Genomic DNA, 26067 nt, shown 5'->3' with positions numbered 1-26067 from the left:
AATATATGTTGTTTTTGCTCCCAAAGAATATGGTGTTAACTTCTAAAGACGGGTATTAAAGTCAATAGTGAAAATAATATTTATTTTTAAAAAGAAGATATTATGTAAAACAGATAATACTATACGGGGGAACGTAGAATAATAACCAATGACATGACGGTACCGGGCATGATGATACCGGAAAAGAGGAGTTGACTTTCTACCAATACTAAAGTATCATAATTATATTCTTACCTATTTTATACCTCACAGTCAGAGGTAAATTTTAACTCGTGCATTCGCACATTCTGGCAGTTTCTGCCGAAAAATCACACGTATTAACAGGGCAGGAACCAGAACAGGCGCTGAGGCACATCGTTATCGGTTCCCGCTCTCCAAGGAGGTTACTGTTCACTCCGTGACCAGTAACATGCATAAATCCATTTAAAATCGCCAGTGGCGTTTGTGTTTATGCACTCTTGAGTCACTTTCTCACGCACTGTGCAGTAATTGCACAGTACTGAGTGAACAGTAATCCAAGGAGGAACCGATGAAGAAAAAAGCAAAATCATGGCTGACCCGGGAGCTTTGTGCTGCCGGGGACAAAGCGCAGTATGACGGGTATGTGAAACGTATTCTGGGAAGCCGGCAGGTTCTGGCCCGTATACTGAAAGGGGCTGTCCGGGAATACGGCAGCTGTTCCATCGGAGAAATTATATCATGGATCGAACCGGATATTTCCATCGCCAATGTCCCCCTTCGTCCTGGTGGGGAAGAGGAAAAAGACCGGAGTATTACAGGGGATAGCACCGAAAGTAAAATTCCCGGGGAAGGGACCATTACCTATGATGTCCGGTTCCGTGCCTTCCTGCCCGGAGAGGATGACGCTTCAGAAATCAAGCTGCTGATCAATGTAGAGGCCCAGAAAGAATTTTATCTGAAATACAGGATCGTGACCCGCGGGATCTTCTATGGGGCGCGTATGCTGTCAGAGCAGCAGGACAAAGAATTTACAGATTCCGATTATGACGGGCTGAAGAAGGTATACAGTATCTGGATCTGCATGAACGCGCCGGCATATATCGGAAATGCCATGGCGGAATACCGTATAACGAAAGAGGATCTTGTCGGAAACATCACGGAGCAAAGAGAGAGCTATGATAAGCTGTCGGTAGTCATTATCTGTCTGCATGAAACCGGCGGGGCAGACTGTGCAGGAACCCTTCACGGCTTTCTGAATGTACTATTGTCCCCCGTGTTAGCCGCGGCAGATAAGGAGAAGCTTCTGACACAGGATTATGGGATGAAAATGGAATATGAATTAAGAGAGGAGCTGAGACAAATGTGTAATCTGAGTGAAGCGATTGAGGAGAAGGGCCTGGAACGAGGCCTGGAACAAGGAATACTTCTTACCAAAAAAGTGATGAAGCTGTCGGCAGGGGGAATGGAGGAAGAAGAAATAGCCCGGGTCTGCCTGATTACAGCGGAAAAGGTACATGAAATACTGGTGGATTGAGGTAACAGTTCAGGACTGCCTGAACTGTTACGGACTGAGAACCATCTCCACGGGACAGACAACGGCTTCCTGATTTTTTCACGAAGCCGCACCCTTTTCAGAAGGAAACTGCATTAAAATTTCGCAGGAAGCAGAGTTTTTCAATAGCTTTAATGGATTTCCACCAGTTTTCACTGACGGCAAATTCTCTGCCATACGGTTCCATGTGATCAAACCAGGTCCATGGAATCTCCCAGACTCCATTTTCCGGCAGGGTTTCCAGAAGGTACCGGATCTCTTTTTCCACAAATTTTCCTTATTGGCCGGGTAGAAAGGGCTTTGGGGGCTGCGGATATAGTTGGAAGGGAGGACGCCGTAGTACTGCCATTTGGAAACATCCCGCTCAATGGAGGCGTTAACCAGGTTATTGACTGCCGAATACAGAGCGGACATGTCGTATTCTCCCAGGTTGAGGGAAGGCGCGGCATGTATAAGCCCGAGGTAGCCGCCTATCCCCATATCACCGAACTCCTGGATTGACAGCAGCTTATCCAGCGCCTTTTTGGCGAGCATTTCCGCCTTCTTATAAAGGGAAGACCCTTTTTCCATATTTTGCAGCACAAAGACGCAAAGTCCGCAGGTGAGGCCGATGCTTTCTGTTTTGTTGGCTTCTTCCCTGTAAGTCCACCAGGGAGCCCGCGGGCAGCTGTCATTGCCCGGCACACAGAAGCGCCAGCCGTAATCCGTCAGATCCTTAGGTCAGTTTACAAGGAACTACACGCAGACCACGAAACGGGGGCTGCTGACAACAAATAAAGGCTGAATATCAAGCACCGGGGAAGTGCGAGATATTCAGCCTGTTTTGTTGTCCGGGGTTTCCAAAGGGTGTCCCTTTGGCACACGACTTTGCTTGCAAAGTGTAGTGTGTTATACGCTCTGTCGGCGTTGCCGCTTCAAATGCCGTTGCCGCCGGGGAGGGCAAGGGCATTTGAAGCGGCAGGAAAATAGGGCTGTGATTGCGTGGCGTGGAGCCGTAAGCGCAGAACTGGTTTCATCAGCAGACAGGGCGTATATGAAATCCCCCGTCCCTCGTTCAACGCTGGACTTCGGGACAAAATGTCCCGAACTTGTGGACACACTTCCGTAAAAATTGAAATGGGCGGGAAGCCATTTTAGGGCTTTCCCGCCTTGATTGCCTGTCAGCAAAGACGGGCGGGACTGTCAACGGCGGCGCATTTATGCGCCGTTCATCTTGACCGTTGACTGGCTCGGCTGGCTTTGCTATTTCTCCGACAGGCTGGAATTACTTTTATTCTGCCAATACCACACGCCCGCGCTCTGGGAAATAGGCTTTTAAGCCCATTTTCCAAAGTTCAAAGTAAGGACGGAAAGGATTTTCCCATTTTGTATCATACATAGACCACTGGAGATAATCAGACAATAGATAATCACAGCTGATATGGTATAATGCTTCGGACATCAACTCAATATCCTTATAGCTTTTTTTGTACGGCATATCATAACACCAATCTCTCAAATCGGTTTCTACATCTATATCTGTTCTTTCTCCGCTAACCCACAACTCATGAACTTCTGCCCTAAAATCCTGGGCCGCTTGCCCGGAGAGAATTTCTATTGTGGCGTTTTCGTCCAGCGGAGCATCTTCTTTGAACTCCTCCACAAAAATACGATTTATATTTTTGATGTAGGCTCGTACAGCATTTTCAGCGTTCTGCCTATTATCTTCTGAAAATCGAGTAAAGAAATATCCTGCATAACCCGTCTGTCCGTCCGGCAGTTGAACCTCTGCTGTATCTTTACTGATTTCATCAATTTCCAAGAGTTTTTGTAACATATCCAGTCCAGTTTGCCCGTAGAGAGCAAAGATAGGACGCAGGTGCTCAATATTGCCGCCACGCAATTCCTGAAACAGAAAAGGCGGAACAGCTTCCTCCTCTAAATTATAATCATGTTCTCCAAAGATTTCCATTAGTAAGCGGTCTTGTTGAATGATTTCTGTCCAACTATCAGGAAGATATTCTCTACATTCTTCTATTGTCATTGAAAAATTCTCCTTTCGTCAATTCCGATTTGTTCTTCTGTTTTATCTTCCCACAAAGAGAAAGAAAATCCCACAGGCAATAATTACAACGCCCAAAACGCCCATAAAGACACGATACCAACCCTGTCCGAACAGGTCATAGATAAAGCGTCCGGGGTCGTTTGGTTTTTCTCCCTCCGGGCTTGTGACCCACCGCCAGTTGAAGATTGCCCCTAACAGCGTCAGCCCACCGCAAGCAATCACCACATACTGCCAGTGGTCTTTTAAGTATGCAACGACATTCTCCATGTATTACCCCCGTTTTCCTCTCTGCGGGTTTGGATTTTTCAGCAAGTCCGACTTCTCCGAAATCCTTTTAAGCCATTTCTTTTCTTCCTCGGACAACTTCTTATAATTCAGCCGGAGCCGCTTACAGATAAATGCCATAGACGCTTGCTCCATATCGACGCTCTCGTCGGCGGCTTCGTCGGCGGTCTGTAACAATCCTTTCAGCGGGTTATCCTCCGGGACGCTGAAAAAATCGTCCTTATGGGCTTCCCGCAGGTCAAGGGCTATGCCGTTTATGTCCTGCTGTATCACATAGCGGCAAAAGCTGTCATCATCAATGTGGGCGGCGACAAGCTGTCTTAACTGCGGGTCGGTCAAGCCGGGGTTATGCTGTTTCATAATCGTTGCGCTCATGGTGTCCACTATGGCGTTTACGGTCTGCACCTGCTTGACCGCCACGCCGTTCACATAGATTTCAAGGTCAGCCATGAACCGGGGAAAATCCGGGTGCACCGCCAGTTCACACAAGAGGGAATTGTCCACCAGCCCTCTTTTCAATAATTCAATCATATCATCACTCAAATGCAGGTCTGCAAGATCGGCGTTTGGGTAATTTTTTGTTTCAGACAGCCCCAGCAGATAATCGGCGGTCACGCCGTAAAACTTCGCCAGCTTGATAAGGGCATAGTGGCTGATGTCCTTGAAATCCTCCGCTTCATAACTGCCCAGCGCAGACTTGGAGAGGTGGGTCTGCTCCGCAAGCTGTTCCAGCGTCAAGCCGCACTCCACGCGCAAGTCTTTCAATCGTTCCTGTATGGATAGTTCCATGCTCTCCCTCCTTGTCTGCCCGATAAACGGTAAGTTTGAAGTAGCCATTCAATCAAAATAACATAAAAGTATCTATTTCAAATTCATTCGACGATATCCGAATCAATTTCGTTCCTACAGGCATATCAATATATTTAAAAATATCTCTGTTCAATCGTTGCCACACCATTCCTACCACAAGCAGCATCAGGTTTTTAGGGTCTGAAAGGTATTCATCATCTTCATTACTGTCCATACCATAAATTCCACTCGTTATTTGTTCTCCGACGTAGAAGAAATAAGCACTTCCAATTCACAGATTCTCTCTCGTTCTACTCCTTCGGCATATTTCAAAGGGCTTGTTACTCCTGAAATTTCTCCATGTAAAATCCTGGAGAGCATATTCCGTATGGAATCATCAGCCAAAGCTATCGCCTCTTTCAAATATGGAAATGTTATGTTGTCCACTATCAAATAGCGCAGACTGCGACATAGCCCATATTCCTTTCCCTGTTCGGGAACGTTCTGCAAATGTGATAATAGATATATTGCGCCGTCTTTTCCATGAAACCGAATGATACTGCGAATAACCTTTAATGTATCGTCCATAAATGAGGGCTGATAGCAGTCATCGTCTAACATATCAATAAATTTTGAAATATCTGTAACAGAAAACATCTCTGGGTGTTGGATAAATTCTTTATATATTTCGCCATAATTCCACAGCGTCCATAAGGTATCGTTCCCGTTTTCATCGAACATGGGTACATGGTCAGTGTGGATGCCATCAAAAAAATCTATCTTTTCTTCCAGTGTCATTGATTGCCATGCGTTCTTTTTGATTTTTCTGTAATGTTCGAGGTTTTTCAAATATTCCTCATGTGATTCTATCGGCTTATATGCCATAGTGTTATCCTCCTCCAGTCAAGCTGTCTCTTTCCACTTTGTGCTTTCCTATTTTACCACAATTCCGAGAGCGTGGAAATAGGGAGTTTTCCGGGCCGATTTCCGACTTTATGGATATACGGGATGGACGGTCATTTAGGTGTAGACTTATCTTAGTTCATCGATGAGCCGCACCTTGAAAACAGAATGACCGTCCGAAAAGGAATACCCCGGCGGGGGAAGCACCGCAAGGAGCCGACTTCGGGACAAATTGTCCCGAAGTCCGGGGAGCGTGCCAACGCCGGAACACGCCGCAGAAATGGGGCAGGAAGCCTTTTCGGGGAGAACGGCAACAGGAAAACGGAGGGATACATGAGAAATAACCTATACAAGGATTTGCCGCCGTTGGAGCGCAGGCCGGACGGTTCCCTGTACCGCATGAACCCGGCGCAGAGGAAACAGGCCAACGCCCTTATCCGGCGGGAGTGCTGTAACTGTGAAAACGGGAATTGTATCGCCCTTGACGACGGGGACGCCCACGCTTGCCCGCAGATGATTTCTTTCTCGGTCTGCTGTAAGTGGTTCCGCTGGTCGGTCTTGCCGCTGGCGGGGACGCTGGAAGCAGAGATTTACCGGGGGCGGGATTTGAAACGCTGTGCGGTCTGTGGCGGCGTGTTCGTTCCGAAGTCCAACCGGGGGAAATACTGCCCCGACTGCGCCGCCAGAGTTCACAGGCGGCAGAAAACAGAAAGTGAACGGAAAAGGAGGTCTGCTGTGGACAGTTAGGGCTTAAAAAGTCCTTGATTTTCAAGGCTTCCAGAGAGCGGAACCGGGGCAGGTGGTATAAAGTACCGTTCTCCCCCGAAAATGCCGCCCTAACCGTCCACAAAACACGATATGACAAGCACGATTTATATTCATCAGCCGGAGAAAGCGGTCAGCTTCACACGGCTCCCAAATTTCCTCTTTGAAGCCCCCACATTCAGCCCTCTGTCCAACGAGGCAAAGGTGCTGTACGCCTTTATCCTGCGCCGGACGGAGTTATCCCGCAAGAACGGCTGGGCGGACGAATACGGGCGCATTTACCTGTATTATCCAATCTGCGAGGTGGTCGCCCTGCTCCATTGCGGGCCGCAGAAGGCGGTCAACACCCTGCGGGAATTGCAGTATGCGGGGCTTGTGGAGATACAGAAGCAGGACTGTGGAAAACCCAACCGCATTTACCCAAAATCCTATAAAGCGGTATCAAACACCTACTTCAAGAAATCCGGTTATGGTACGCCGGAGGGCTGAAAACCGCACTCATGGAGTACGATAATCAATCCTCTTGAAGTACGAAAACCGGACGGAAGATAGAAATACAGAGATTAACAGATTTTATTCATATCTTATCCATTCCAATCCTATCAGAGATAATTCCGGCGGGATTTTCCCTGTGGAAAAGTCCCGGATAGGAAAGGAATGGGGAAAGGAGTTTATGGCACAACACGCAATTTTGCGATTTGAGAAGCACAAGGGCAACCCGGCAAGGCCGCTGGAAGCCCACCACGAAAGGCAAAAGGAACAGTACGCCAGCAATCCCGACATTGACACCAGCAGGAGCAAATATAACTTCCACATTGTCAAGCCGGAGGGACGCTACTACCACTTCATTCAGAGCCGCATTGAACAAGCGGGGTGCCGCACCCGCAAGGACAGCACACGCTTTGTGGATACGCTCATTACCACCAGCCCGGAGTTTTTCAAGGGCAAGTCCCCAAAGGAGATACAGGCGTTTTTCCAGCGGGCGGCAGACTTCCTCATAAACCGGTTAGGCCGGGAAAATATCGTGTCAGCGGTGGTACACATGGACGAAAAGACGCCCCACCTGCATTTGACCTTTGTTCCGCTGACAAAGGACAACCGCCTGTGTGCTAAAGAGATTATTGGGAACAGGGCAAATCTGACGAAGTGGCAGGACGATTTTCACGCCTATATGGTGGACAAGTACCCCGACTTGGAGCGTGGCGAGAGTGCAAGCAAGACAGGACGGAAGCATATCCCCACCCGGCTGTTCAAGCAGGCGGTTTCCCTCTCCAAACAGGCGAGGGCGATTGAAGCCACGCTGGACGGTATCAATCCGTTGAACGCCGGGAAGAAGAAAGAGGAAGCCCTTGCCATGCTCAAAAAGTGGTTCCCGCAAATGGAGAACTTCTCCGGGCAACTCAAGAAATACAAGGTCACGATAAATGACCTTTTGGAAGAAAACAAAAAGCTGGAAGCGAGAGCCAGAGCCAGCGAAAGCGGCAAGATGAAAGACCGCATGGAACGGGCAAAGCTGGAGAGCGAGTTACAGAACATTCAAAGGCTGGTTGATCGTATCCCGCCGGAGGTGCTGGCGGAGTTGAAGCGGCAACAGCGATACACAAAGGAAAGGTGATTGATATAAGCAGAATTTCACGCCGCCAGCGTGCGGCATTGTACCTTGAAAATTGAATATGGGAGGTTCTATGGAGCATATCAGATACAAAAAGGAAACAGAGGTCGTGACTTTTCAGGGAAAGGAAATCACGCTGGAAAATCTCTCCCCGGTGTTCACGCCGGAGCAGGAAGCGGCAAAACGCCGGGAGCTGGAACAGCAGCTTTATGAGGTGTTCCGCAAGTATGCCGACAAGCGGCAGAGTGAGGAAGCCGGGGCATAAGATTTTCCGAAGCCATCGTTGATTTGCGGGGTTGCTGGCGGTATAATAAAACTGTCAGCAGCTCCGTTTCTTTTTTAAGAAAATGAGCGACAATATGAACAATCGAATAGACGCAATCTATGCAAGACAATCGGTAGACAAAAAGGACAGCATTTCCATTGAAAGCCAGATTGAATTTTGCAAATATGAGTTGAAAGGCGGTAACTGCAAGGAATACACAGATAAAGGGTACAGCGGCAAGAACACAGACCGTCCAAAGTTTCAAGAACTGGTGCGGGACATCAAGCGGGGCTTGATTGCAAAAGTCGTGGTTTACAAGCTCGACCGTATCAGCCGTTCCATTCTGGACTTTGCCAATATGATGGAGCTGTTCCAACAGTACAATGTAGAGTTTGTGTCCTCTACGGAAAAGTTTGATACCTCCACCCCGATGGGGCGGGCGATGTTAAATATCTGTATCGTGTTCGCCCAGCTTGAACGGGAAACGATACAGAAGCGGGTGATAGACGCTTACTACTCCCGCAGTCAGCGGGGCTTCAAGATGGGTGGGAAAGCCCCTTACGGCTTCCATACGGAGCCGATTAAGATGGACGGTATCAACACAAAGAAGCTGGTGGTAAACCCGAACGAAGCGGCAAATATCCGGCTGATGTTTGAGATGTACGCCCAACCCACTACCTCCTACGGAGACATTACCCGGCACTTTGCCGAACAGGGGATTATGTTCAACGGCAAAGAGCTGATACGCCCCACGCTGGCGCAGATGTTACGCAATCCTGTCTATGTGCAGGCAGACCTTGATGTGTACGAATTTTTCAAAAGTCAAGGGACGGTCATTGTCAATGACGCTGCCGATTTTACGGGAATGAATGGCTGCTATCTGTATCAAGGGCGGGATGTGAAGCCCAGCAAAAAGAACGACTTGAAAGACCAAATGCTGGTACTGGCTCCCCATGAGGGCATTGTCCCCTCCGACATCTGGCTGACCTGCCGCAAGAAGCTGATGAACAACATGAAAATCCAGTCCGCCCGGAAAGCTACCCACACATGGCTGGCGGGAAAAATTAAATGCGGGAATTGCGGGTATGCTCTTATGAGCATTAACAATCCTGTGGGAAAGCAATATCTCCGCTGCACAAAACGGCTGGACAATAAAAGCTGTGCCGGGTGCGGGAAAATCATTACTTCGGAACTGGAAGCAGTTGTTTATCAGCAGATGGTAAAGAAACTGGCAAGCTACAAGACGCTGACAGGCAGAAAGAAAGCGGCAAAGGCAAACCCGAAAATTGCAGCACTGCAAGTGGAGCTTGCCCATGTGGACAGCGAGATTGAAAAGCTGGTGGACAGTCTGACGGGCGCAAACAATGTCCTGCTCTCCTATGTGAATGTGAAGATAGCGGAACTGGACGGGCGCAAGCAGGAACTTCTGGCGAGGATAGCGGAACTGACGGTGGAAGCCATTAGCCCGGAACAGGTCAACCAGATTTCTGGCTACCTCGACACTTGGGAGAATGTATCCTTTGACGACAAGCGGCGGGTGGTGGATTTGATGATTACCACCATAGCCGCCACAAGCGACAGCTTGAATATCACATGGAAAATCTGACGGGTGGACCCCCTCCCGTCAGATACCTACTCTGTGTAGTTCCTTGTAAACTGCACTTTTTCACTGTATAAATATTTGAAAATCCCCTGATATAGGGGGTGTGCAGTATCTGTCATCCCGATTTCCCGCAGCAGGTTTATCGCATAAAGCGTCGTATAGGGCGTGGAATCGGGATTCCAGTTATCCGGCTCCAGCGCATTTCCAAAACCGCCGTCCTCATTCTGATAATAAGAAAGCGCAGAAACAACGTCTTCCTTCCGCCCTTTTTCAAAATAGAATTTCCATACGTTTAAATCAATTTCTCTGGCATTCCGATATACCCATGCTTTGATTCCTGAAAATTGTTTTTCTGTCAGCATATGAATCCTCCTTGGTTATATGGAGCAAAATTGCCCTCTGGCGGGCAGAAGATGCTCCTCCTCGTTTACTGAAGGATAATAGTATATCCCCGGCTATTTGTATTGTAAATTTGCGACAGGATTTCCGGCCATTTTCCGTGCATAGGCTTTTGCCTCTTTGGGAAGAAGCGTATGATATTTTTTAAAATCATGCAGGAGATGAGACTGGTCCGTATAGCCGTATTTGTGTACTGCATTTGCTGCATCAAACGATTCCTCCCGCAGGATATCCTGCCACAGATACTGGTATCGGATCAAAGAAGAGAGCTGTTTGGGGGAGACACCGGTATATTCCCGGAACAGCCGTTCCAACTGCCGTCTGCTGAGGAATACCTCATCTGCCAGAGCCGCTGTGCGAAGGTTCCCTTTTTGAGTAAGTAGGACAGCTATGGCGGCTTCCAGGGCAGGCTTCTGCCGTCTGGTTTCCAGGCGGCGGAGAAGAATTTTTTCCGCTTCTTTTGCCCGGCTGGGGAAAGCGGTTATTTCATACAGCAACGGTTCCAGGCAGTTTTTTATTGCCATGAAATGCTGCTCTGCATCAAAGACATTGTTTTGCACCCCATCCATGGAATCCTGGGAAAACAGGACGGCGGTCCATGCATAAAAACGGATGCCGAAGACGGAACGGCGGTCCGTCCCTTTCATACCGCCCGCTGTGAGGAAAGCTTTGTTATTAATACCTACAAACCGGTTTTCTATCCGGTTCCGGGTGTGGTTCACTTCAAAAATAATATCCATGCAGGTATCCGGTATAATCAGCTCCCCTTCTGTCCCGGCGCCGTCCGCCGGCCTTTCACTGCTCCAGAAGCATTTGATATAAGGCTTCAGGGCGTCGCAGGGAGGAATTTCCGTATAAGTGCCGTCGTTCCGAAACGGGGCGGCGGTGATAGGGCGGTAAAGCCGGTAATAACTATTCATTCTGTTTTCCCCCGGTTCATCCGGATAAATTCCCTGGGAGAGCAGCCATACTGCTTCCGGAACACCCGGTAAAAATAGCTCAGGTTATGAATCCCGCATTCCTGGCAGATATCAATGACCTCCAGCCTGTTTTCAAGAAGCAGCCCCGCCGCATAATCCATCCGTCTCATGTTGATGAATTCCGTGGGAGACATGTGCAGGAATCTGCGGAAGGACCGGTTCAGGTATTCCTGGGAAAGACTGGCGAGAGACAGCAGCCGCGGAAGACCTTCGATGTAATTTTCCGGTTCCTCCATTTTCCGGATAAGCTCCGACAGCCAGGCGGGAAACGGCGCCGTTTCCCGCAGGGACGGGCCCGGACAGAACTGGTAAAGGAAAAAAGGCAGCACCGAGTTCAGGTACAGCCTTCTTCCTGCACCCGGATCCAGCCTCCCCACCTGAAGCATTTTATCCCGGATATCGGAAAGCAAAGGCTCCGCCAGTTCCGTATGGAGGCTTAAGGGGGAGCCGGTAAAAAAAGACTGGGGACAGCCCAGAAGCCCGCAGATCTTATCAAAAATGGAGGGCAGGAAGGAGACATTGATTAATTCCAGATCATACTGGTTCAGAAAGTCATATCCATGCCTGTCCGAAGGGCGCACAAATACAAAGGAACCCTCCGAAAGCAGGATAGATGCCTCGTTGATCCGGTGGATCCCTTTTCCCTTGCTGATAAGAAAAAATTCATAAAAGGTATGAGTATGGAACGGATAAGTCTCCCCCACACTGAATTGATGCTGAAAGCCGCAGTCCTCTCCCTTCAGGGTGAGAAGAGGAACCGGTTCTGCGGCATCCTCAGCCGGGGGCACCTGCTCATAATTCTTCAAAGCCGATCTCCTTTTTTGATAAAAACGTCTTTACGGCCTTATCCCAGAGAACATCCACGGTTTTGTCGGGAAGAAAGGTATGAAAAGCCGTTCCCGTTACCAGGCTCAGTCCACCTCCGTCATACTTGCAGGTGAGCACCAGCGCCTTAATCTGCTCCGGGGAAACCGGCGTCTCTCCCGGTTTTAAAATGCCCGGCACATACCGGGGCATCAGATGAAAAATAAACTTAAAACCCGCGGGCGTTTTCTTGCCCTTTATCAAATCAAAACACAGATGCCGCATGGTTTTCCATGCCGAAAAATCATCCGGATGATTTTCCGCGTTTTCCCATTCCTCATTGCTGAAAAACTCCCGGTTAATGCGGCCGTCAATATGAAAGGTATTATAGGTGGTAATAACCGCCTCTTCCAATAGGAAGGAATCAAAACATTCCGTCCCAAGCAGCTTTCCCATAAAACTCTTTACTTCTTTTATCTGTAATGCAATCATGTTTCTTCTCCATTACTAATTAAAAGGTTACTGTTCACGCCCCCTGTACCGCTGTCTCGTGGTGGTGAACAGTTACATCATAAGGAAGCATCGGTTCTTAGCAACCTCAATCTTTCATGCAGCGTATCACACCATCCAGCCCATTCCGGCAGGCGGCCAAAGCCCTCGTATGTCCGTCTGTAAAGATAATCCTTCCGTCCAGCCGTTTCACGGGAACCGGCTCAAAGTTTGATAGATCGTCAGGGCGAAACCAATGTTCCACCTGGGCCAGTTTCTCCATGGATACATAAAATTGCGACGGCTGTATGTCGGAAAGCTTTATATCAGATAGTTCCATTCCAAACCTCCTCAGACAAATGCAACAGTATGCCGGCTGCGCGCATGATAGGAACAGCAGCTGATCTTTCTTATTTTAACACAGCAGAATACGATCCGCTATTCTTTCTTCATTGATGGTAATATTTTAACAAAGTACTTGTAAGCTGATAAAAACTGAATAACTTTCAGAAATTCTCTTTACAATAGATACAGGCGGGTGTTATTATAAGTGGTAATGAAAACTACTTGTGATTGTAGTGAATAATCGGAGGAACGAATGAGTTATAAGATTGTAGTGGATAGCTGTTGTGAATTACCTGAAGAATTAAAAGGAGATCCCCGCTTTGAGATTGTCCCTCTGGGTATAGAAGTGGGAGATTGGCATATCCAGGATGATGCCGGCTTTAATCAGGCGGAATTTTTGAAAAAGGTGGCAGAATGTCCGGAATGTCCCCGTTCTTCCTGTCCGTCTCCCGATAGGTACAGACAGAGTTTTGACTGCGATGCGGATCATATTTATGTGGTTACGCTGTCCGCAAATCTGAGCGGCAGCCATAACAGCGCCATGCTTGGAAAGAATTTGTATGAAGAAAAGCACAGCGGCAGGAAAATCCATGTGGTGGATTCCAAATCCGCGTCCTGCGGAGAAGCACAGATTGCCCTTAAGGCCATGGAACTGGAAGAACAGGGATTGTCCTTTGAAGAGATTGTGAAAAAGCTGGAAGCTTTCAGGGATGAAATGAACACGTACTTTGTTTTGAATAATCTGGAAACCCTGCGCAAAAACGGCCGTCTTACCGGCGTAAAGGCGCTGGTTGCATCCACCCTGAATATCAAGCCGGTCATGGGAGCGACGGAGGAAGGGACCATTGTCCAGCTGGGACAGGCCATCGGTTTTAAAAAAGCTTTGCAGAAGCTGGCGGATACCGTTGTCCAGGGAACCAAAAACCCCCAGAAAAAATGTCTTATGATCACACACTGTAACAATCCGGCCAAGGCGGAAAGCGTTCGGCAGATGATATTGGAAAAAGTAAAATTTGCCGATTCCAGAATCCTGGATACCGCAGGAATCAGCAGTATGTACGCCAATGACGGCGGAATTATCATTGCAGTATAACGAAGGTTTAACCCAATATAAAAAAGAAGGCCATCTGCGGACAGGGATATCCGCAGGATGGCCTTTTTTCAGAAATCCTGCCTGACCTCCGTCACCATGGTGCGCAGCGCTTTCCGGCTGGAGGGCGAAATCTTGATTTTGTGCCCGTCTGTCATGGAAAGCTGGAAAAGAGAGACCTTGTCCGCATATTTCAGATTTATCACCGCACTGCAGCCAATCATGGCGAGAAGTCCGGATTCGCTCACCCGGATATATCCGATATCAAGCTTGGTGGTGCCTCTTGCGGAATAATCGATGTCAAAGCCGAGGGTGGCGCAGAAGTTCAGCATGGTAGCCACACATTCCCTGTTTTCCCCGTTTGCCAGATGGATGCGGACAAAACGGTCATCGGGATATGCGTACATAATATCTTCTTCCGTCAGATAAAAGGCTTCCGTATCCGTGCGGAATTCCAGCCGTTTTTCCTGGCTGTTTTTAATAGTAAGAAGCATTTCCACCATTTCGGTAAGCTTGTCGGCCTGGATGGGCTTGTCCAGGAAATAGCAGTTTTCCGGCAGATCCGGATCTTCCCTGTAATTGATTTTGGAACAGCAGAAGATGATCGGAAGCTTATTTCCTGCCTTGCGCAGCTCCCGTGCTATTTCCGCCGCATTGCAGCCGTCTTCCACCATGTCCATGAACAACCCGTCATAGATCATGGGGGTGGATAGAACCGCATTCCTGTTGCCGAAGGAGTCCACATACAGGACCCCGGTCGTGTTGATCCTCCGATCCGATTCCCGCCCCAGAAGACGCTCCGTCTGTTTTCTGTCGGCAATATTGTCGTCACATACCGCTAGATGCATAATGTTTCCTCCTGTTATTCCCGTGAGCAACGAGACAAACGGATGCGCCCGCTGCTTAACAAGTTTGATGCCCCGTCAGCCTGCTGCGGGGGATTTGGCTTTTCCTGGATAGATCCCCATACGGAAAGGCCCGTCTGAACACTGCTTCAGACGGGCCGGATTCTTTTGCTACATAAGTGTGAACTGTACAGGTGCCGCTAACAAAAGATAGAGAATCGCCGCCAGCTGAACGAGCAGTATGACAGGCATGCCGATAACAAAGCTTTTGTGCTTGGTTTTATGGCGGAAGGTATACATACCTGTAATACAGCCTATGCTGCCGCCTATCAGGGCGATCAGGAAAAGATTGGCTTCCGGTATGCGGAAAGCACCTCTTTTGGCCTTTCGCTTGTCAATACCCATTTCGGCAAAACCCACTATATTCACTATTATAACATAAAGAAACAAAATTAAAATAACATTCATAAGAAAACCTTTATTTCCGCAGGCAACGAGCCAAACGGACACATGAATGCGTCCGCTTGGCGACTGCCGCCGGGGTATTTGACTAATTTTTTGCCGTTTCCTGCTGCTTCATGGCGCGCACTTTGCTGGAAAGGCCGAACAGATTGATAAAACCTTCCGCGTCATGATGGTCATACAGGTCGCCGGTGGTAAAGGAGGCGATGGATTCATTGTACAGGGAATAAGGGGAGGTGGTTCCTGCCTTGATGATATTACCCTTGTAAAGCTTGAATTTCACTTCTCCGGTTACGTATTCCTGGGTGCTTTCCACAAAAGCCTGGACAGCTTCACGAAGAGGGGTGAACCATTTGCCTTCGTATACAATCTGTGCAAATTTGTTACCCATATCCAGCTTCACGGTAGTGGTTTCCCGGTCAAGGATCAATTCTTCCAGCTGCTGGTGGGCTTCATACAGAATGGTTCCTCCGGGAGTCTCATATACGCCGCGGGATTTCATGCCTACCACACGGTTTTCCACGATGTCCACAATACCGATGCCATGCTTGCCGCCAAGCTCATTCAGTTTGCGGATAATATCAGAAACCTTCCTTTTTTCTCCGTTGATGCTGACAGGCGTTCCCTTTTCGAAGGCAATCGTTACATATTCCGGTTCGTCCGGCGCTTTTTCAGGAGTGGTTCCCAGGACAAGCAGATGCTCGAAGTTAGGCTCGTTGGCGGGATCCTCCAGCTCCAGTCCTTCATGGCTGATGTGCCACAGGTTGCGGTCACGGCTGTAGCTGCTGTCTGCGGAGAACGGAAGATCGATGCCATGGGCTTTGCAGTATTCGATTTCAGATTCCCGGGAATCCATGGTCCATTTGTCATTTCTCCATGCAGCGATGATTTTCAGGTCGGGAGCAAGCGCTTTGATCCCCAGCTCAAAACGGATCTGGTCATTACCCTTTCCGGTAGCGCCGTGGCAGATAGCGGTAGCCCCTTCCTTGCGGGCAATTTCCACCAGCTTCTTGGCAATAAGTGGCCTTGCCATGGAGGTTCCCAGAAGATATTTGTTTTCGTATACGGCCGCGGCCTTTACACAGGGCATTACATATTCATCACAGAATTCATCGATAACATCCAGGACATACAGCTTGGCGGCGCCGCAGAATTTTGCTCTTTCTTCCAGGCCGTCCAGTTCTTCCGCCTGTCCGCAGTCGATGCAGACACACACTACCTCATAATCAAAATTTTCTTTCAGCCAGGGAATGATAGCTGTGGTGTCAAGTCCGCCTGAGTAGGCAAGGATTACTTTTTCTTTCATAAGATTCCTCTTTCCTGCCGCGAATGCCGGCATATTTGGTATATGTAGATTACAGGAGCCTTCCGCCGGAAAGGCCGGCTCATTTGTTCTGGAATTAATATACAACAAAACCTTTTAGAATGCAAGTGAAAAAATATGCATATTTTTGCTTGGTTTTTATAGAAAATATGCATAAAGTTTAAAAAACTATTGCATATTATGCAAAATGGACGTATAATTATGCGAAAACCGAAGCTGCTGTTATATTTGTTTCCGCAGTACGGATAATCCGGGCAGCCGTTACGGTTCGCTCCGTGTCCAGTGACGGACAATAGTTACTGCTCACTCAGTACTGTGCATTTACTGCACAGTACGTGAGAAAGTGATTCAAGAGTACATAAATCCCATCACCGCAGGTGATTTTAATGGATTTATGCTTGTTACTGGTCACGGAGTGAACCGTAACGAACAATAACCGGTTTGTCCCATTATAATATAGAAAAGGTTGAGTTTCGGAAAGAATCTGATTATACTGAGAATAGCGCCGGCAGCTGCCGAAAAGAACGGAAAGCTATGGGGGAATCGGGAAGGCCGGAACAGTACAGAAAAAAGAAAGTACAGAAAGGATTAAAAAAATGATAAAAGCAGGAATCATCGGAGCAACAGGATATGCAGGAGGGGAACTGGTAAGGCTGTTAACCGCCCACCCAGAGGCGGAAATCGCCTGGTATGGCTCCAGAAGCTATATCGATAAGAAGTATTATGAGGTTTACCGGAACATGTTCCAAATCGTGGATGACAAATGCCTGGATGATAATATGGAAGAACTGGCGGAACAGGTGGATGTGATTTTTACGGCAACTCCCCAGGGACTGTGCGCCTCCCTCGTGAATGAGGAAATCCTCTCCAAAGTAAAAATTGTGGATTTAAGCGCGGATTTTAGGATCAAGGACGTAAAAACCTATGAAGCCTGGTATGGTATAGCGCATAAATCCCCCCAGTTTATAAAGGAAGCCGTATACGGTTTATGTGAAATCAACCGGGAAGCGGTGCGCGGCGCCCGCCTCATCGCAAACCCGGGATGCTATCCCACCTGTTCCACCTTGTCCATTTATCCGCTGCTGAAGGAAGGCCTGATCGAGCCCTCTACTCTTATTATTGACGCCAAAAGCGGCACATCCGGCGCCGGGCGCGGGGCCAAGGTGGATAATCTATACTGTGAGGTCAATGAAAATATCAAAGCCTATGGCGTGGCAAGTCACAGACATACGCCGGAAATTGAAGAACAGCTCGGCCTGGCGGCAGGCGAAGAGGTGCTGCTTAATTTCACGCCCCATCTGGTACCCATGAACCGCGGCATCCTGATCACGGCTTATGCGTCCCTGAAAAAAGAACAGCGGCCCGACGGAACTCAGGTCTGCCCTTCCTATGAAAAGGTGAAGGCGGCTTATGATAAATATTATGATAAGGAAAAATTTGTCCGTGTCCTGGATAAAAATGTATGTCCCGAAACCAAATGGGTGGAAGGCAGCAACTACGTGGACGTTAATTTTAAAATTGATGAAAGAACCGGCCGCATTATTATGATGGGGGCGATGGATAACCTGGTAAAAGGCGCTGCCGGCCAGGCGGTGCAGAATATGAACCTGATGTTCGGAATGCCTGAGGCGGAAGGCCTTGAGCTGGTTCCGATGTTCCCATAGGAACGGGAGGAAAGCGATATGATGGAATGTCCCTATTGCGGCAGGCCTATGAAAGCCGGCAGGATAGATACGGTAAAGCCGGTAAACATGGAATGGTACCCGGAGGATAAGGAATCCTTTCTGGAAAAAGCGGAAAACAGCATCACCATTAAGAATACATATCAATTTGAACGTCCCGCCGCCTGGCTGTGCTTCCACTGCCATAAGCTGGTAATGGACGTACCGGAGAGAGCGAATTTCAGGTTCACGGAGGATTGATCACGGCAACGTGACCGGATGCAGATAAGAAGGAGGACACCATGAGACTCAGGCCTTACAGGAAAAGAGATGCCGGTGCTGTTGTAAACTGGATAAAGGAGGAACGCACCCATGCCCTGTGGTGCGCCAACCTTCTGCCTTTTCCTTTTACGGAACAGGACTTAACCGGGTATCTGGAGGAAATGGAGGAACAGCGGGGCAGCAGCGGCTTCACCGCCACCCTGGCAGACGGCACCCCGGCGGGTTTCTTCCAGATAGGGATCAATCCCGTTCTGAACAGCGGCTTTTTAGGTTTTGTGGTGGTGGATCCCGGCATAAGGGGAATGGGTTACGGAGAACAAATGCTCCGTCTGGCCGTTAAATATGCCTTTGAAATCGCCGGCCTGCAGTCGGTGGCGCTGCATGTGTTTGACTGCAATACCCCCGCTATCGGCCTATACAAAAAGACCGGCTTTCAAGAAACCGCCGTAACGCCGGAATGCTTTGCCTTCCGGGATGAAGTATGGGGGAGATGCAAAATGGAAATAACCGTTAATTAAGTCTGCGCATTTACAAATGGAAATGGCCGTAAGAAAGTAATTCAGGAGTGCCGGAACCAATACTTCGCGGAGGAAGCAAAAATGCTCACAGAAACGTTTGACATAAATACGGAACCTTTGATAAGTCCGGAAGCTTTTTACGGAGTCAGGGAAAAGGTATGCGATATCTGTATTATTACTTTTTCCGATGTGGTGGTGGAGGCGGTCAGAACAAAATTTGCCTGTACCAGGATAGCGGATATAGGGAGTGTAAACGGAGGCCGCCCGATCTGGCTTATGACCTATAAAGGAAAAAAGATTGCTTTTTACATGACAATGGTTTCCTCCTCGGCGGCAGGTTCCTGCCTGGAGGAGGCCAGATGCCTTACCGGGGCGGGCAGTTATATTATGTTCGGTTCCTGTGGAGCGCTTGACCGGGAAATCACCGCGGGAAAGATCATTGTACCCACCCACGCGTACCGGGATGAGGGGCTTTCCTACCACTATGTACCCCCCGCTGATTACATTACCATGAAAAATGCGGGAAAGGTGTCTGCCTGGCTGAAGGAAATGGGAATTCCCCATACAGAAGGCCGCACCTGGACCACCGATGCCATATACCGCGAGACAAAAGGCAATATGGATAAACGGAAGGCGGAAGGCTGTATTGCTGTGGAAATGGAGTGCGCCGGCGTGCAGGCAGTCTGTGATTTCAGGGGGCTTGCGCTGTATTCCTATCTGATAAGCGGTGATTTGCTGGACTGCGAGGAGTGGGATGCCAGGATTCTGGGGGACGAGGAAGAAAAAATCCACCAGCTGAAGAACTTTTATATCGCCCTGGAGATGGCTTTGAAGCTGCCGGTATGAGCGGCTTTCCGGGAACTGGCCAGATTTAGTCATCCGACACATCAAATGAGTTTTCATACAATTTCCGCACTTAATACACTTACTTATCAAAGGAGCGATGAAATTTATGGCAGAAAAAAATAACAGTGATTTATTTTATACATGCAGCCTGCTTGAGTTTATAGGCCGCAAACAGAAGCTGCCCCGTGTATCTGGTGCCGGATTACTGGACCATTGGTGAAGTGTATGAAAGGCTGATAGAAGATTGTTTTTCCGATAATATGATAAAGACAGGAATCTGGGAGATATATCATTCCTGGATAGACAGTCATTTGTCGGATTATAACACTGATTTTTACTATCAGCCAAGAGATTATATAGCGGCCTGTTATAAAGAAGGCATGATATTGTAAAAATTCAGGCAGCATGGTGCCGCCCGGGGAACCGGGCATGGGAATTTACAGGAGAAAAAATGGAACAGAACCGGATTAAAGAATTTGTAAAGAAGTACGATCCTTCCCTTACCCGTTATGAGGCCTATTATTATGGCTATCTGGAAATCGCGGATGAACTCTGCAGTCTGGTGCTGCGGGGAGAAAAGAAAGCCACCACGGGCCTGCTGAAGTCGTACCTGCTGGAGGGGGAGGAACTGCCCCGGGAAGGTGACTACTCCGTCATTCTAGACAGCAGGGAGCAGCCCCGCTGCATTACCCGTATCAGCCGGGTGACGCAGGTGCGGTTTTCGGATATCACGGAAGAATATGCCCGGACGGAGGGGGAAGGAGATAAATCCCTGGCTTACTGGAAAGAAGCCCACAGACAGGCATTCGGAAGGGAATGCAGGGAAGAATACGGAATAGAGTTCACGGAAGACATGATCTGTGTCTGTGAGGAATTCGAAGTAGTATATGCGGAGCCTTTTATAGAAGAAGAGCCTTCCATGGAAGAAGAGCTTTCCACGGAAAAAGCGGCTGTCATAGATACCATGAAGCCGGAGGATTATGAAGAGGTACGAAAATTATGGGTGGACACCCCGGGAATGGGGCTGAACGAAACAGACGATTCGGAAGAAGGGATAACTGCATATCTTAAGAGGAATCCCTCCACCTGCTTTGTGGCCCGGAAGGAAGGCCGGATGGTGGGAGCTATTCTCAGCGGACACGACGGCAGAAGAGGTTTTATATATCATACGGCGGTGAAGCAGACGGAAAGAAAGCAGGGTATCGGCAGCGCGCTTGTGGACGCTGCATTAACCGGCCTGAAGCGGGAAGGAATTAAGAAGGTTGCGCTGGTGGTATTCCGCAAAAACCAAACGGGGGATGCTTTCTGGGAAAAGCAGGGATTTGCCCTCCGGGAAGATCTGAACTATCGGAATAAGGCATTGGCGGAACTGGTCAGAATCGATACATAGAGGCCGTAAACAGGAGCTAAGCTACGGAACCTGCCAGGGGGTGCAGATAAAAAAGTTCGGCATCACCTGCCCCTGCCGGGTAATCGGCTTGACAGAAGCCGGGGATGGGCGTACACTGCAATAGGTTTTTGGATTGATTCCACGCAACAGTAACATAAAAAGGAAAAGAAAATGGAATATGTAGCACATGAGTTTGCGCCTGTCTGGAACAGGGATTCCCGGGTGTTGGTGCTGGGGACGTTTCCTTCGGTAAAATCCAGGGAGCAGGGGTTTTATTACGGGCATCCGAGAAACCGTTTCTGGAAGGTGACGGCGGCATTACTGAAATGCAGGGTGCCGGAGACGGTTGAAGAAAAGAAAAAAATGCTGCTGGAAGGACACATTGCTGTCTGGGATGTGATAGAAAGTTGTGAGATAGAAGGGTCCAGCGACAGCTCTATCCGGAATGTGAAGGCCAATGATATTGGGGGACTTTTGGAAAAAAGCGCTGTGAAAGCGGTATTTGCGAATGGGGATAAGGCGTATCAGCTCTATTGCAGGTATTGCAGGGAACAGGCGGGGATGGATATTGTGAAGCTTCCTTCCACCAGTCCGGCAAATGCGGCGTGGCAGCTGGAAGATCTTACGAGGGCCTGGCGTGTGATGGAGAAATATCTGTAACAGCTCAGACAGGTCCGGACTGTTACAAATACCTGTATACAGAAAATAAGCGAAGGAGCTAAGACATGGTACGGACGATGACAATCGGAGATTATGAGGAGGTAAGCCTGCTGTGGCATAAAATCAAGGGATTTTCTATCCGCAGCATTGATGATTCCAAAGAAGGAGTGGCGCGTTTTTTGCGGAGAAATCCGGATACCAGCGTGGTGGCTGTGGAGGATTCCCGGGTGGTGGGGGCTATTTTGTGCGGTCATGACGGCAGGCGGGGATGCATGTATCATGTCTGCGTGGATCCGGCGTACCGGATGCGCGGAATAGGAAAGTCGATGGTGGTTTTTGCTATGAATGCGCTGAAGAAGGAGGGGATCAGTAAGGTATCGCTGATCGCTTTTACGAAAAACGATGTGGGGAATACCTTCTGGAGATGTATCGGATGGACAAAGAGGGAAGACCTGAATTATTATGATTTTGTGTTAAACGGTGAGAATATAGAGCGTTTTATTACTTATTAGCAGGTCTGTGCATTTAGTGCACAGACCGTAAGAAAGTGATTCAAGAGTGCAAAAATCCCAACACCAAAGACGATTTCGGATGGATTTTGCAGTAACTGTGAAGGAATGGAACCGTACGTTTTAATGATGGATTCCCATGTGGCCAAGCGGATGGAAAGGAGTACATATGGAAGCAAAGAATACCATGGAAAAAATAAAAGGCGGTGTGACTGCCGCAAAAGGATTTCAGGCAGCGGGTGTGGAAGCGAATGTGAAATATAAGAACAGGAAGGACATGGCGATGATCATAAGCCGGGTGCCCTGTAAAGCGGCAGGCGTTTTTACCAGTAATGTGGTGAAGGCGGCTCCGGTGGTCTGGGACCGGGAAATGATTGATAATTCTCCTTATATCCAGGCTGTTGTGGTGAATTCGGGGATTGCCAACGCCTGTACGGGCCGTCAGGGATATGCATACTGCCAGGAAACGGCCGCTGCCGCTGCCGCTGCGCTGCAGATTCCGGAAAATGCCGTGCTGGTTGCTTCCACCGGGGTTATCGGGATGCAGCTACCCATGGACAGGATTACGGGCGGTGTGGAAAAGCTGGCCGGCGCCCTTTCGGATACCAGGGAAGCAGGGACACAGGCGGCGGAAGCTATTATGACTACAGACACGGTTTCCAAGCAGGCGGCGGTGCAGTTTGAGGCGGGCGGAAAAACGGTTACCGTTGGCGGCATGGCAAAAGGAAGCGGGATGATACATCCCAACATGTGCACCATGCTGGGGTTTGTCACAACGGATATCGCCATTTCCAAAGAGCTTCTCCAGGAAGCGCTCCGGGCAGATGTGGCGGACACCTTTAACATGATTTCCGTGGACGGCGACACTTCTACCAATGATACGCTGGTGGTGCTGGCAAACGGCTGTGCGGGTAACCCGGAAATAACGGAAAAAAATGAGGACTATGACAAGTTTGTGGAAGCCCTTCATGAGGTGAATGAGACGCTTGCGAAGATGATGGCAGGAGACGGGGAAGGGGCCACCGCTCTGTTTGAAACAAAGGTCATCCATGCGGCCAGCAAAGAGGACGCAAGGACGCTTGCAAAGTCCGTAATCTGCTCCAGCCTGACCAAAGCGGCTATTTTCGGGCATGATGCCAACTGGGGCCGGATCCTGTGCGCCCTCGGATACAGCGGCGCCAGCTTCGATCCGGAAGCTCTTGAGCTGTTTTTTGAAAGCAGCGCAGGGCGGATCCAGATTTATAAGGACGGACAGGCGGCGGATTACAGTGAGGAGCAGGCTACCAAAATCCTTTCCTGCCCGGTGGTTACCGTTGTTGTGGATATGAAAATGGGAGAAGAGCAGGCCACTGCTTGGGGCTGTGATTTGACCTATGATTATGTGAAAATTAATGCGGATTACCGCTCTTAAGAAAGTGATCAGGGAGGAACAAAGCAAATGGAACAAAAAGAAATGGATCAGGTGATGCAGAAGGCGTCGGTGCTTATTGAGGCCCTGCCTTATATCCAGAAATTTAACCGTAAAATCATTGTGGTAAAATACGGCGGAAGCGCTATGAGCAATGAAGAGCTGCAAAGGAATGTCATTCAGGATGTTACCTTGCTTAAGCTGGTTGGTTTCAAGCCCATTATTGTCCATGGCGGCGGAAAGGCCATCAGCAAGTGGGTGGGAAAGGTAGGCAAGGAAGCCAGATTTGTGAACGGCCTTCGTGTGACGGATGAGGAAACCATGGAAATCGCGGAAATGGTCCTGGGCCGTGTGAATAAAAACCTGGTAACTATGGTGGAAGAGCTGGGCGTTAAGGCCGTTGGTATCAGCGGCAAGGACGGCGGTCTGCTGAGAGTGGATAAAAAATATGCGGACGGAGAAGATATCGGCTTCGTGGGAGATATCAAGGCCGTGGATCCCAAGGTGCTTTATGACCTTATGGAAAAGGATTTTCTTCCCATTGTGGCACCTGTGGGGCTGGATGATGATTTCAATACCTATAATATCAATGCGGACGACGCGGCCTGTGCCATTGCCAGGGCTGTGGGAGCGGATAAGCTGGTTTTCCTGACGGATATCGAAGGGCTGTACAAGGATATCAACGATAAATCCTCGTTCATTTCCAGGCTGTCAGCCGCGCAGGCGGAGGAGCTGACGGGCAGCGGCGTTATAGGCGGGGGAATGCTTCCCAAGCTGAATAACTGCACCTTTGCCATCCGCAACGGGGTAAACCGGGTACATATTCTGGACGGCAGGGTCCCTCACTGCCTTCTTCTTGAGATTTTCACCAATGAAGGCGTGGGGACGGCAATTTATTCGGATGATGACGCACTTTAGGAAGCAAACAGTTCCGAGCTGTCTGAACTGTTACGAAGGGAGAATGGGAAATGGATGAAAAAGCTTTGAGCATGAAAGAATATATAGACGAGGCGGAAGCCGCCCTGCTTCATACCTACAACCGCTATCAGGTGGTTCTCGACAGAGGCGACGGCGTTTACCTGACGGATATCGAAGGGAAAAAATATCTGGATTTCTGCGCCGGAATCGCTGTTTTTGCCCTGGGGTATAATAACCGGGAATACAACGATGCGCTGAAAAGCCAGATTGACAAGGTGATCCATACCTCCAATTATTACTATAATGTACCTGCTGTGGAAGCCGCCGTTAAGTTGAAAAAAGTATCCGGTATGGATCGGGTTTTCTTTACCAACAGCGGCGCGGAGGCGGTGGAAGGCGCACTGAAGGCCGCCCGCAAATATGCCTTCCTGAAGGACCAAAAAACGGATCATGAGATAATTGCCATGAACCACTCCTTTCACGGACGGACCTTCGGCGCTCTTTCCGTAACCGGAAATCCCCGCTACCGCGAAGCCTTTGAGCCTATGATAGGCCACATCCGTTTTGCGGATCTGAACGATTACGACAGCGTCCTGGCCCGGGTGACAGACAAAACCTGTGCCATTATTATGGAAACCGTACAGGGGGAGGGCGGGATTTACCCCGCTTCCGGAGAATTCCTGAAAAAGGTGCGCGCCCTCTGTGAGGAAAAGGATATCCTTCTCATTCTGGATGAAATCCAGTGCGGCATGGGTCGCACGGGTGAGATGTTCGCCTGGCAGCGTTTCGGCGTAAAACCGGATATTATGACAACAGCCAAGGCGCTTGGCTGCGGTGTCCCTGTGGGAGCCTTCCTGATGACGGAGAAGGTGGGGGCCCATTCCCTCACCAGCGGGGACCATGGCACCACCTATGGCGGAAACCCCCTTGCCTGTGCGGCTGTGAGCAAAGTGCTTGATTTATTCGAAAAGGACCATATAATAGATCATGTGAGAGAAGTCGGTGCATATCTGGAAGAAAAGCTTAAGGGTCTTGTGGATAAGTATGCTTTTATAGAAGAGCACAGAGGACTGGGGCTGATGCAGGGACTGGTTTTCAGCGTGCCGGTGGGAGACATTATCGCCCGGGCACTGGAAAAAGGCCTGATCCTCATTAATGCCGGGACGAACATTATCCGCTTTGTACCGCCTCTTGTTATTACCAGGGAACATGTGGATGAAATGCTCGCTGTTCTCACCGAATGCCTGGATGAGACAAAGAAATCCTGAACCCCCATGCCCGGTTCACCGGGCGGCACCATGTATGAAAGCAGCCGGGCCGAATGGCCATAAGGCTGTGGAAGAGAAGCTTTCACAGTA

Annotated in this window: 32 protein-coding genes; 18 read left to right on the top strand and 14 right to left on the bottom strand. The window is 49.1% G+C overall.

Annotation, left to right across the window (positions count from 1 at the left end):
- Positions 1-529 precede the first annotated feature (529 nt).
- On the top strand, positions 530-1495 hold the full coding sequence (locus tag DXA36_RS27320; RefSeq protein ID WP_118682427.1) for a hypothetical protein: 966 nt from the start codon (positions 530-532) through the stop codon (positions 1493-1495).
- Positions 1496-1573: 78 nt separating this feature from the next.
- Here the strand turns inward: DXA36_RS27320 and DXA36_RS27315 are convergent, their stop codons facing one another.
- The 6 genes from DXA36_RS27315 to DXA36_RS27285 form a co-directional block, all read right to left on the bottom strand.
- Positions 1574-2197: a hypothetical protein gene (locus DXA36_RS27315; RefSeq protein WP_118682426.1), complete on the bottom strand. Its 624-nt coding sequence runs from the start codon at positions 2195-2197 to the stop codon at positions 1574-1576.
- 586 nt (positions 2198-2783) lie between these two features.
- Positions 2784-3536, bottom strand: coding sequence for a hypothetical protein (locus DXA36_RS27305; RefSeq protein ID WP_118682425.1), 753 nt, complete (start codon positions 3534-3536; stop codon positions 2784-2786).
- Positions 3537-3578: 42 nt separating this feature from the next.
- Positions 3579-3824 (bottom strand): immunity 17 family protein, encoded by a 246-nt coding sequence (locus DXA36_RS27300; RefSeq protein WP_118682424.1) that lies wholly within the window; start codon positions 3822-3824, stop codon positions 3579-3581.
- Between the two features lie 3 nt (positions 3825-3827).
- Entirely contained in the window at positions 3828-4631 is an 804-nt protein-coding gene (locus tag DXA36_RS27295) for a helix-turn-helix domain-containing protein (protein ID WP_118682423.1), read from the bottom strand.
- Between the two features lie 52 nt (positions 4632-4683).
- Entirely contained in the window at positions 4684-4866 is a 183-nt protein-coding gene (locus tag DXA36_RS27290) for an immunity protein Imm33 domain-containing protein (protein WP_118682422.1), read from the bottom strand.
- A gap of 17 nt (positions 4867-4883) precedes the next feature.
- A complete protein-coding gene (locus DXA36_RS27285; RefSeq protein WP_118682421.1) occupies positions 4884-5516 on the bottom strand; it encodes a hypothetical protein in 633 nt (210 codons plus the stop codon).
- A gap of 351 nt (positions 5517-5867) precedes the next feature.
- On the opposite strand from DXA36_RS27285, the gene DXA36_RS27280 reads away from it, so the two are divergent.
- The 5 genes from DXA36_RS27280 to DXA36_RS27255 all read left to right on the top strand — a co-directional run bounded on the left by DXA36_RS27280 (position 5868) and on the right by DXA36_RS27255 (position 9782).
- Entirely contained in the window at positions 5868-6281 is a 414-nt protein-coding gene (locus tag DXA36_RS27280; RefSeq protein WP_118682420.1) for a cysteine-rich VLP domain-containing protein, read from the top strand.
- A gap of 111 nt (positions 6282-6392) precedes the next feature.
- Positions 6393-6788: a replication initiator protein A gene (locus tag DXA36_RS27275; RefSeq protein ID WP_118682419.1), complete on the top strand. Its 396-nt coding sequence runs from the start codon at positions 6393-6395 to the stop codon at positions 6786-6788.
- Between the two features lie 184 nt (positions 6789-6972).
- Positions 6973-7914, top strand: a complete 942-nt coding sequence (mobV, locus tag DXA36_RS27265) for a MobV family relaxase (RefSeq protein ID WP_118682436.1) — start codon at positions 6973-6975, stop codon at positions 7912-7914.
- Positions 7915-7984: 70 nt separating this feature from the next.
- A complete protein-coding gene (locus DXA36_RS27260; protein WP_002566025.1) occupies positions 7985-8176 on the top strand; it encodes a hypothetical protein in 192 nt (63 codons plus the stop codon).
- A 94-nt stretch (positions 8177-8270) separates the two neighbouring features.
- Positions 8271-9782 carry a recombinase family protein gene (locus tag DXA36_RS27255; RefSeq protein WP_118682418.1) on the top strand — a complete coding sequence of 504 codons (1512 nt, stop codon included), beginning with the start codon at positions 8271-8273 and terminating at the stop codon, positions 9780-9782.
- 26 nt (positions 9783-9808) lie between these two features.
- Here DXA36_RS27255 and DXA36_RS27245 read toward each other — a convergent pair whose 3' ends face one another.
- The 5 genes from DXA36_RS27245 to DXA36_RS27225 all read right to left on the bottom strand — a co-directional run bounded on the left by DXA36_RS27245 (position 9809) and on the right by DXA36_RS27225 (position 12791).
- A complete protein-coding gene (locus tag DXA36_RS27245; protein WP_182479278.1) occupies positions 9809-10141 on the bottom strand; it encodes a hypothetical protein in 333 nt (110 codons plus the stop codon).
- Between the two features lie 93 nt (positions 10142-10234).
- A complete protein-coding gene (locus tag DXA36_RS27240; protein ID WP_118682417.1) occupies positions 10235-11098 on the bottom strand; it encodes a helix-turn-helix domain-containing protein in 864 nt (287 codons plus the stop codon).
- Positions 11095-11964: an AraC family transcriptional regulator gene (locus tag DXA36_RS27235; protein ID WP_118682416.1), complete on the bottom strand. Its 870-nt coding sequence runs from the start codon at positions 11962-11964 to the stop codon at positions 11095-11097. The genes DXA36_RS27240 and DXA36_RS27235 overlap by 4 nt, the downstream gene beginning before the upstream one ends.
- Positions 11951-12454 carry a DUF5721 family protein gene (locus DXA36_RS27230; RefSeq protein WP_118682415.1) on the bottom strand — a complete coding sequence of 168 codons (504 nt, stop codon included), beginning with the start codon at positions 12452-12454 and terminating at the stop codon, positions 11951-11953. The genes DXA36_RS27235 and DXA36_RS27230 overlap by 14 nt, the downstream gene beginning before the upstream one ends.
- A 106-nt stretch (positions 12455-12560) precedes the next feature.
- Positions 12561-12791: a hypothetical protein gene (locus tag DXA36_RS27225; RefSeq protein WP_182479277.1), complete on the bottom strand. Its 231-nt coding sequence runs from the start codon at positions 12789-12791 to the stop codon at positions 12561-12563.
- Positions 12792-13049: 258 nt separating this feature from the next.
- Between DXA36_RS27225 and DXA36_RS27220 the strand changes: the two genes are divergently transcribed.
- A complete protein-coding gene (locus DXA36_RS27220) occupies positions 13050-13889 on the top strand; it encodes a DegV family protein (protein WP_118682414.1) in 840 nt (279 codons plus the stop codon).
- 68 nt (positions 13890-13957) lie between these two features.
- On the opposite strand, the gene DXA36_RS27215 is transcribed toward DXA36_RS27220, so the two are convergent.
- The 3 genes from DXA36_RS27215 to DXA36_RS27205 form a co-directional block, all read right to left on the bottom strand.
- The gene (locus tag DXA36_RS27215) at positions 13958-14734 is read right to left on the bottom strand and encodes a hypothetical protein (protein WP_118682413.1); all 777 of its coding nucleotides are present in this window, start codon (positions 14732-14734) and stop codon (positions 13958-13960) included.
- Positions 14735-14902: 168 nt separating this feature from the next.
- Positions 14903-15199: a DUF1294 domain-containing protein gene (locus DXA36_RS27210; protein ID WP_118682435.1), complete on the bottom strand. Its 297-nt coding sequence runs from the start codon at positions 15197-15199 to the stop codon at positions 14903-14905.
- Between the two features lie 82 nt (positions 15200-15281).
- A complete protein-coding gene (locus DXA36_RS27205) occupies positions 15282-16499 on the bottom strand; it encodes an argininosuccinate synthase (protein ID WP_118682434.1) in 1218 nt (405 codons plus the stop codon).
- A 614-nt stretch (positions 16500-17113) separates the two neighbouring features.
- Here DXA36_RS27205 and argC point away from each other — a divergent pair.
- The 11 genes from argC (at position 17114) to DXA36_RS27145 (ending at position 25977) form a co-directional block, all read left to right on the top strand.
- Positions 17114-18181 carry an N-acetyl-gamma-glutamyl-phosphate reductase gene (gene argC / locus DXA36_RS27200; RefSeq protein ID WP_118682412.1) on the top strand — a complete coding sequence of 356 codons (1068 nt, stop codon included), beginning with the start codon at positions 17114-17116 and terminating at the stop codon, positions 18179-18181.
- Positions 18182-18199: 18 nt separating this feature from the next.
- Positions 18200-18439, top strand: coding sequence for a PF20097 family protein (locus tag DXA36_RS27195; protein WP_118682411.1), 240 nt, complete (start codon positions 18200-18202; stop codon positions 18437-18439).
- A gap of 41 nt (positions 18440-18480) precedes the next feature.
- Complete coding sequence (locus DXA36_RS27190; RefSeq protein ID WP_118682410.1) at positions 18481-18978, top strand: GNAT family N-acetyltransferase; 498 nt, start codon at positions 18481-18483, stop codon at positions 18976-18978.
- Positions 18979-19059: 81 nt separating this feature from the next.
- A complete protein-coding gene (locus DXA36_RS27185; RefSeq protein WP_118682409.1) occupies positions 19060-19824 on the top strand; it encodes a nucleoside phosphorylase in 765 nt (254 codons plus the stop codon).
- Positions 19825-20009: 185 nt separating this feature from the next.
- Complete coding sequence (locus DXA36_RS27175; RefSeq protein WP_330425112.1) at positions 20010-20216, top strand: hypothetical protein; 207 nt, start codon at positions 20010-20012, stop codon at positions 20214-20216.
- 59 nt (positions 20217-20275) lie between these two features.
- Positions 20276-21214 (top strand): GNAT family N-acetyltransferase, encoded by a 939-nt coding sequence (locus DXA36_RS34115; protein WP_118682408.1) that lies wholly within the window; start codon positions 20276-20278, stop codon positions 21212-21214.
- Between the two features lie 171 nt (positions 21215-21385).
- Positions 21386-21874, top strand: a complete 489-nt coding sequence (locus DXA36_RS27165) for a DNA-deoxyinosine glycosylase (RefSeq protein ID WP_118682407.1) — start codon at positions 21386-21388, stop codon at positions 21872-21874.
- A 65-nt stretch (positions 21875-21939) separates the two neighbouring features.
- Positions 21940-22386 (top strand): GNAT family N-acetyltransferase, encoded by a 447-nt coding sequence (locus DXA36_RS27160; protein ID WP_118682406.1) that lies wholly within the window; start codon positions 21940-21942, stop codon positions 22384-22386.
- 184 nt (positions 22387-22570) lie between these two features.
- A complete protein-coding gene (argJ, locus tag DXA36_RS27155) occupies positions 22571-23794 on the top strand; it encodes a bifunctional glutamate N-acetyltransferase/amino-acid acetyltransferase ArgJ (RefSeq protein WP_118682433.1) in 1224 nt (407 codons plus the stop codon).
- 27 nt (positions 23795-23821) lie between these two features.
- Positions 23822-24709, top strand: a complete 888-nt coding sequence (argB, locus tag DXA36_RS27150; protein WP_118682405.1) for an acetylglutamate kinase — start codon at positions 23822-23824, stop codon at positions 24707-24709.
- Positions 24710-24759: 50 nt separating this feature from the next.
- Positions 24760-25977: an aspartate aminotransferase family protein gene (locus DXA36_RS27145; RefSeq protein WP_243114754.1), complete on the top strand. Its 1218-nt coding sequence runs from the start codon at positions 24760-24762 to the stop codon at positions 25975-25977.
- Positions 25978-26067: the final 90 nt, after the last annotated feature.

The organism is Eisenbergiella sp. OF01-20 (assembly GCF_003478085.1).
Classification (GTDB): Bacteria; Bacillota; Clostridia; order Lachnospirales; family Lachnospiraceae; genus Eisenbergiella.
This window is presented reverse-complemented; position numbering and strand designations above follow the sequence as displayed.

Coding starts and splice junctions, on each gene's coding strand:
- DXA36_RS27305 (WP_118682425.1), bottom strand. CDS start 3,536: ATGACAATAGAAGAATGTAGAGAATATCTTCCTGATAGTTGGACAGAA.
- DXA36_RS27215 (WP_118682413.1), bottom strand. CDS start 14,734: ATGCATCTAGCGGTATGTGACGACAATATTGCCGACAGAAAACAGACG.
- DXA36_RS27190 (WP_118682410.1), top strand. CDS start 18,481: ATGAGACTCAGGCCTTACAGGAAAAGAGATGCCGGTGCTGTTGTAAAC.
- DXA36_RS27275 (WP_118682419.1), top strand. CDS start 6,393: ATGACAAGCACGATTTATATTCATCAGCCGGAGAAAGCGGTCAGCTTC.
- DXA36_RS27185 (WP_118682409.1), top strand. CDS start 19,060: ATGCTCACAGAAACGTTTGACATAAATACGGAACCTTTGATAAGTCCG.
- argC (WP_118682412.1), top strand. CDS start 17,114: ATGATAAAAGCAGGAATCATCGGAGCAACAGGATATGCAGGAGGGGAA.
- argB (WP_118682405.1), top strand. CDS start 23,822: ATGGAACAAAAAGAAATGGATCAGGTGATGCAGAAGGCGTCGGTGCTT.
- DXA36_RS27245 (WP_182479278.1), bottom strand. CDS start 10,141: ATGCTGACAGAAAAACAATTTTCAGGAATCAAAGCATGGGTATATCGG.
- DXA36_RS27255 (WP_118682418.1), top strand. CDS start 8,271: ATGAACAATCGAATAGACGCAATCTATGCAAGACAATCGGTAGACAAA.
- DXA36_RS27290 (WP_118682422.1), bottom strand. CDS start 4,866: ATGGACAGTAATGAAGATGATGAATACCTTTCAGACCCTAAAAACCTG.
- DXA36_RS27295 (WP_118682423.1), bottom strand. CDS start 4,631: ATGGAACTATCCATACAGGAACGATTGAAAGACTTGCGCGTGGAGTGC.
- DXA36_RS27165 (WP_118682407.1), top strand. CDS start 21,386: ATGGAATATGTAGCACATGAGTTTGCGCCTGTCTGGAACAGGGATTCC.
- DXA36_RS27285 (WP_118682421.1), bottom strand. CDS start 5,516: ATGGCATATAAGCCGATAGAATCACATGAGGAATATTTGAAAAACCTC.
- DXA36_RS27300 (WP_118682424.1), bottom strand. CDS start 3,824: ATGGAGAATGTCGTTGCATACTTAAAAGACCACTGGCAGTATGTGGTG.
- mobV (WP_118682436.1), top strand. CDS start 6,973: ATGGCACAACACGCAATTTTGCGATTTGAGAAGCACAAGGGCAACCCG.
- DXA36_RS27280 (WP_118682420.1), top strand. CDS start 5,868: ATGAGAAATAACCTATACAAGGATTTGCCGCCGTTGGAGCGCAGGCCG.
- DXA36_RS27195 (WP_118682411.1), top strand. CDS start 18,200: ATGATGGAATGTCCCTATTGCGGCAGGCCTATGAAAGCCGGCAGGATA.
- DXA36_RS27240 (WP_118682417.1), bottom strand. CDS start 11,098: ATGAATAGTTATTACCGGCTTTACCGCCCTATCACCGCCGCCCCGTTT.
- DXA36_RS27160 (WP_118682406.1), top strand. CDS start 21,940: ATGGTACGGACGATGACAATCGGAGATTATGAGGAGGTAAGCCTGCTG.
- DXA36_RS27220 (WP_118682414.1), top strand. CDS start 13,050: ATGAGTTATAAGATTGTAGTGGATAGCTGTTGTGAATTACCTGAAGAA.
- DXA36_RS27205 (WP_118682434.1), bottom strand. CDS start 16,499: ATGAAAGAAAAAGTAATCCTTGCCTACTCAGGCGGACTTGACACCACA.
- DXA36_RS27145 (WP_243114754.1), top strand. CDS start 24,760: ATGGATGAAAAAGCTTTGAGCATGAAAGAATATATAGACGAGGCGGAA.
- DXA36_RS27225 (WP_182479277.1), bottom strand. CDS start 12,791: ATGGAACTATCTGATATAAAGCTTTCCGACATACAGCCGTCGCAATTT.
- DXA36_RS34115 (WP_118682408.1), top strand. CDS start 20,276: ATGGAACAGAACCGGATTAAAGAATTTGTAAAGAAGTACGATCCTTCC.
- DXA36_RS27210 (WP_118682435.1), bottom strand. CDS start 15,199: ATGAATGTTATTTTAATTTTGTTTCTTTATGTTATAATAGTGAATATA.
- DXA36_RS27320 (WP_118682427.1), top strand. CDS start 530: ATGAAGAAAAAAGCAAAATCATGGCTGACCCGGGAGCTTTGTGCTGCC.
- argJ (WP_118682433.1), top strand. CDS start 22,571: ATGGAAAAAATAAAAGGCGGTGTGACTGCCGCAAAAGGATTTCAGGCA.
- DXA36_RS27260 (WP_002566025.1), top strand. CDS start 7,985: ATGGAGCATATCAGATACAAAAAGGAAACAGAGGTCGTGACTTTTCAG.
- DXA36_RS27230 (WP_118682415.1), bottom strand. CDS start 12,454: ATGATTGCATTACAGATAAAAGAAGTAAAGAGTTTTATGGGAAAGCTG.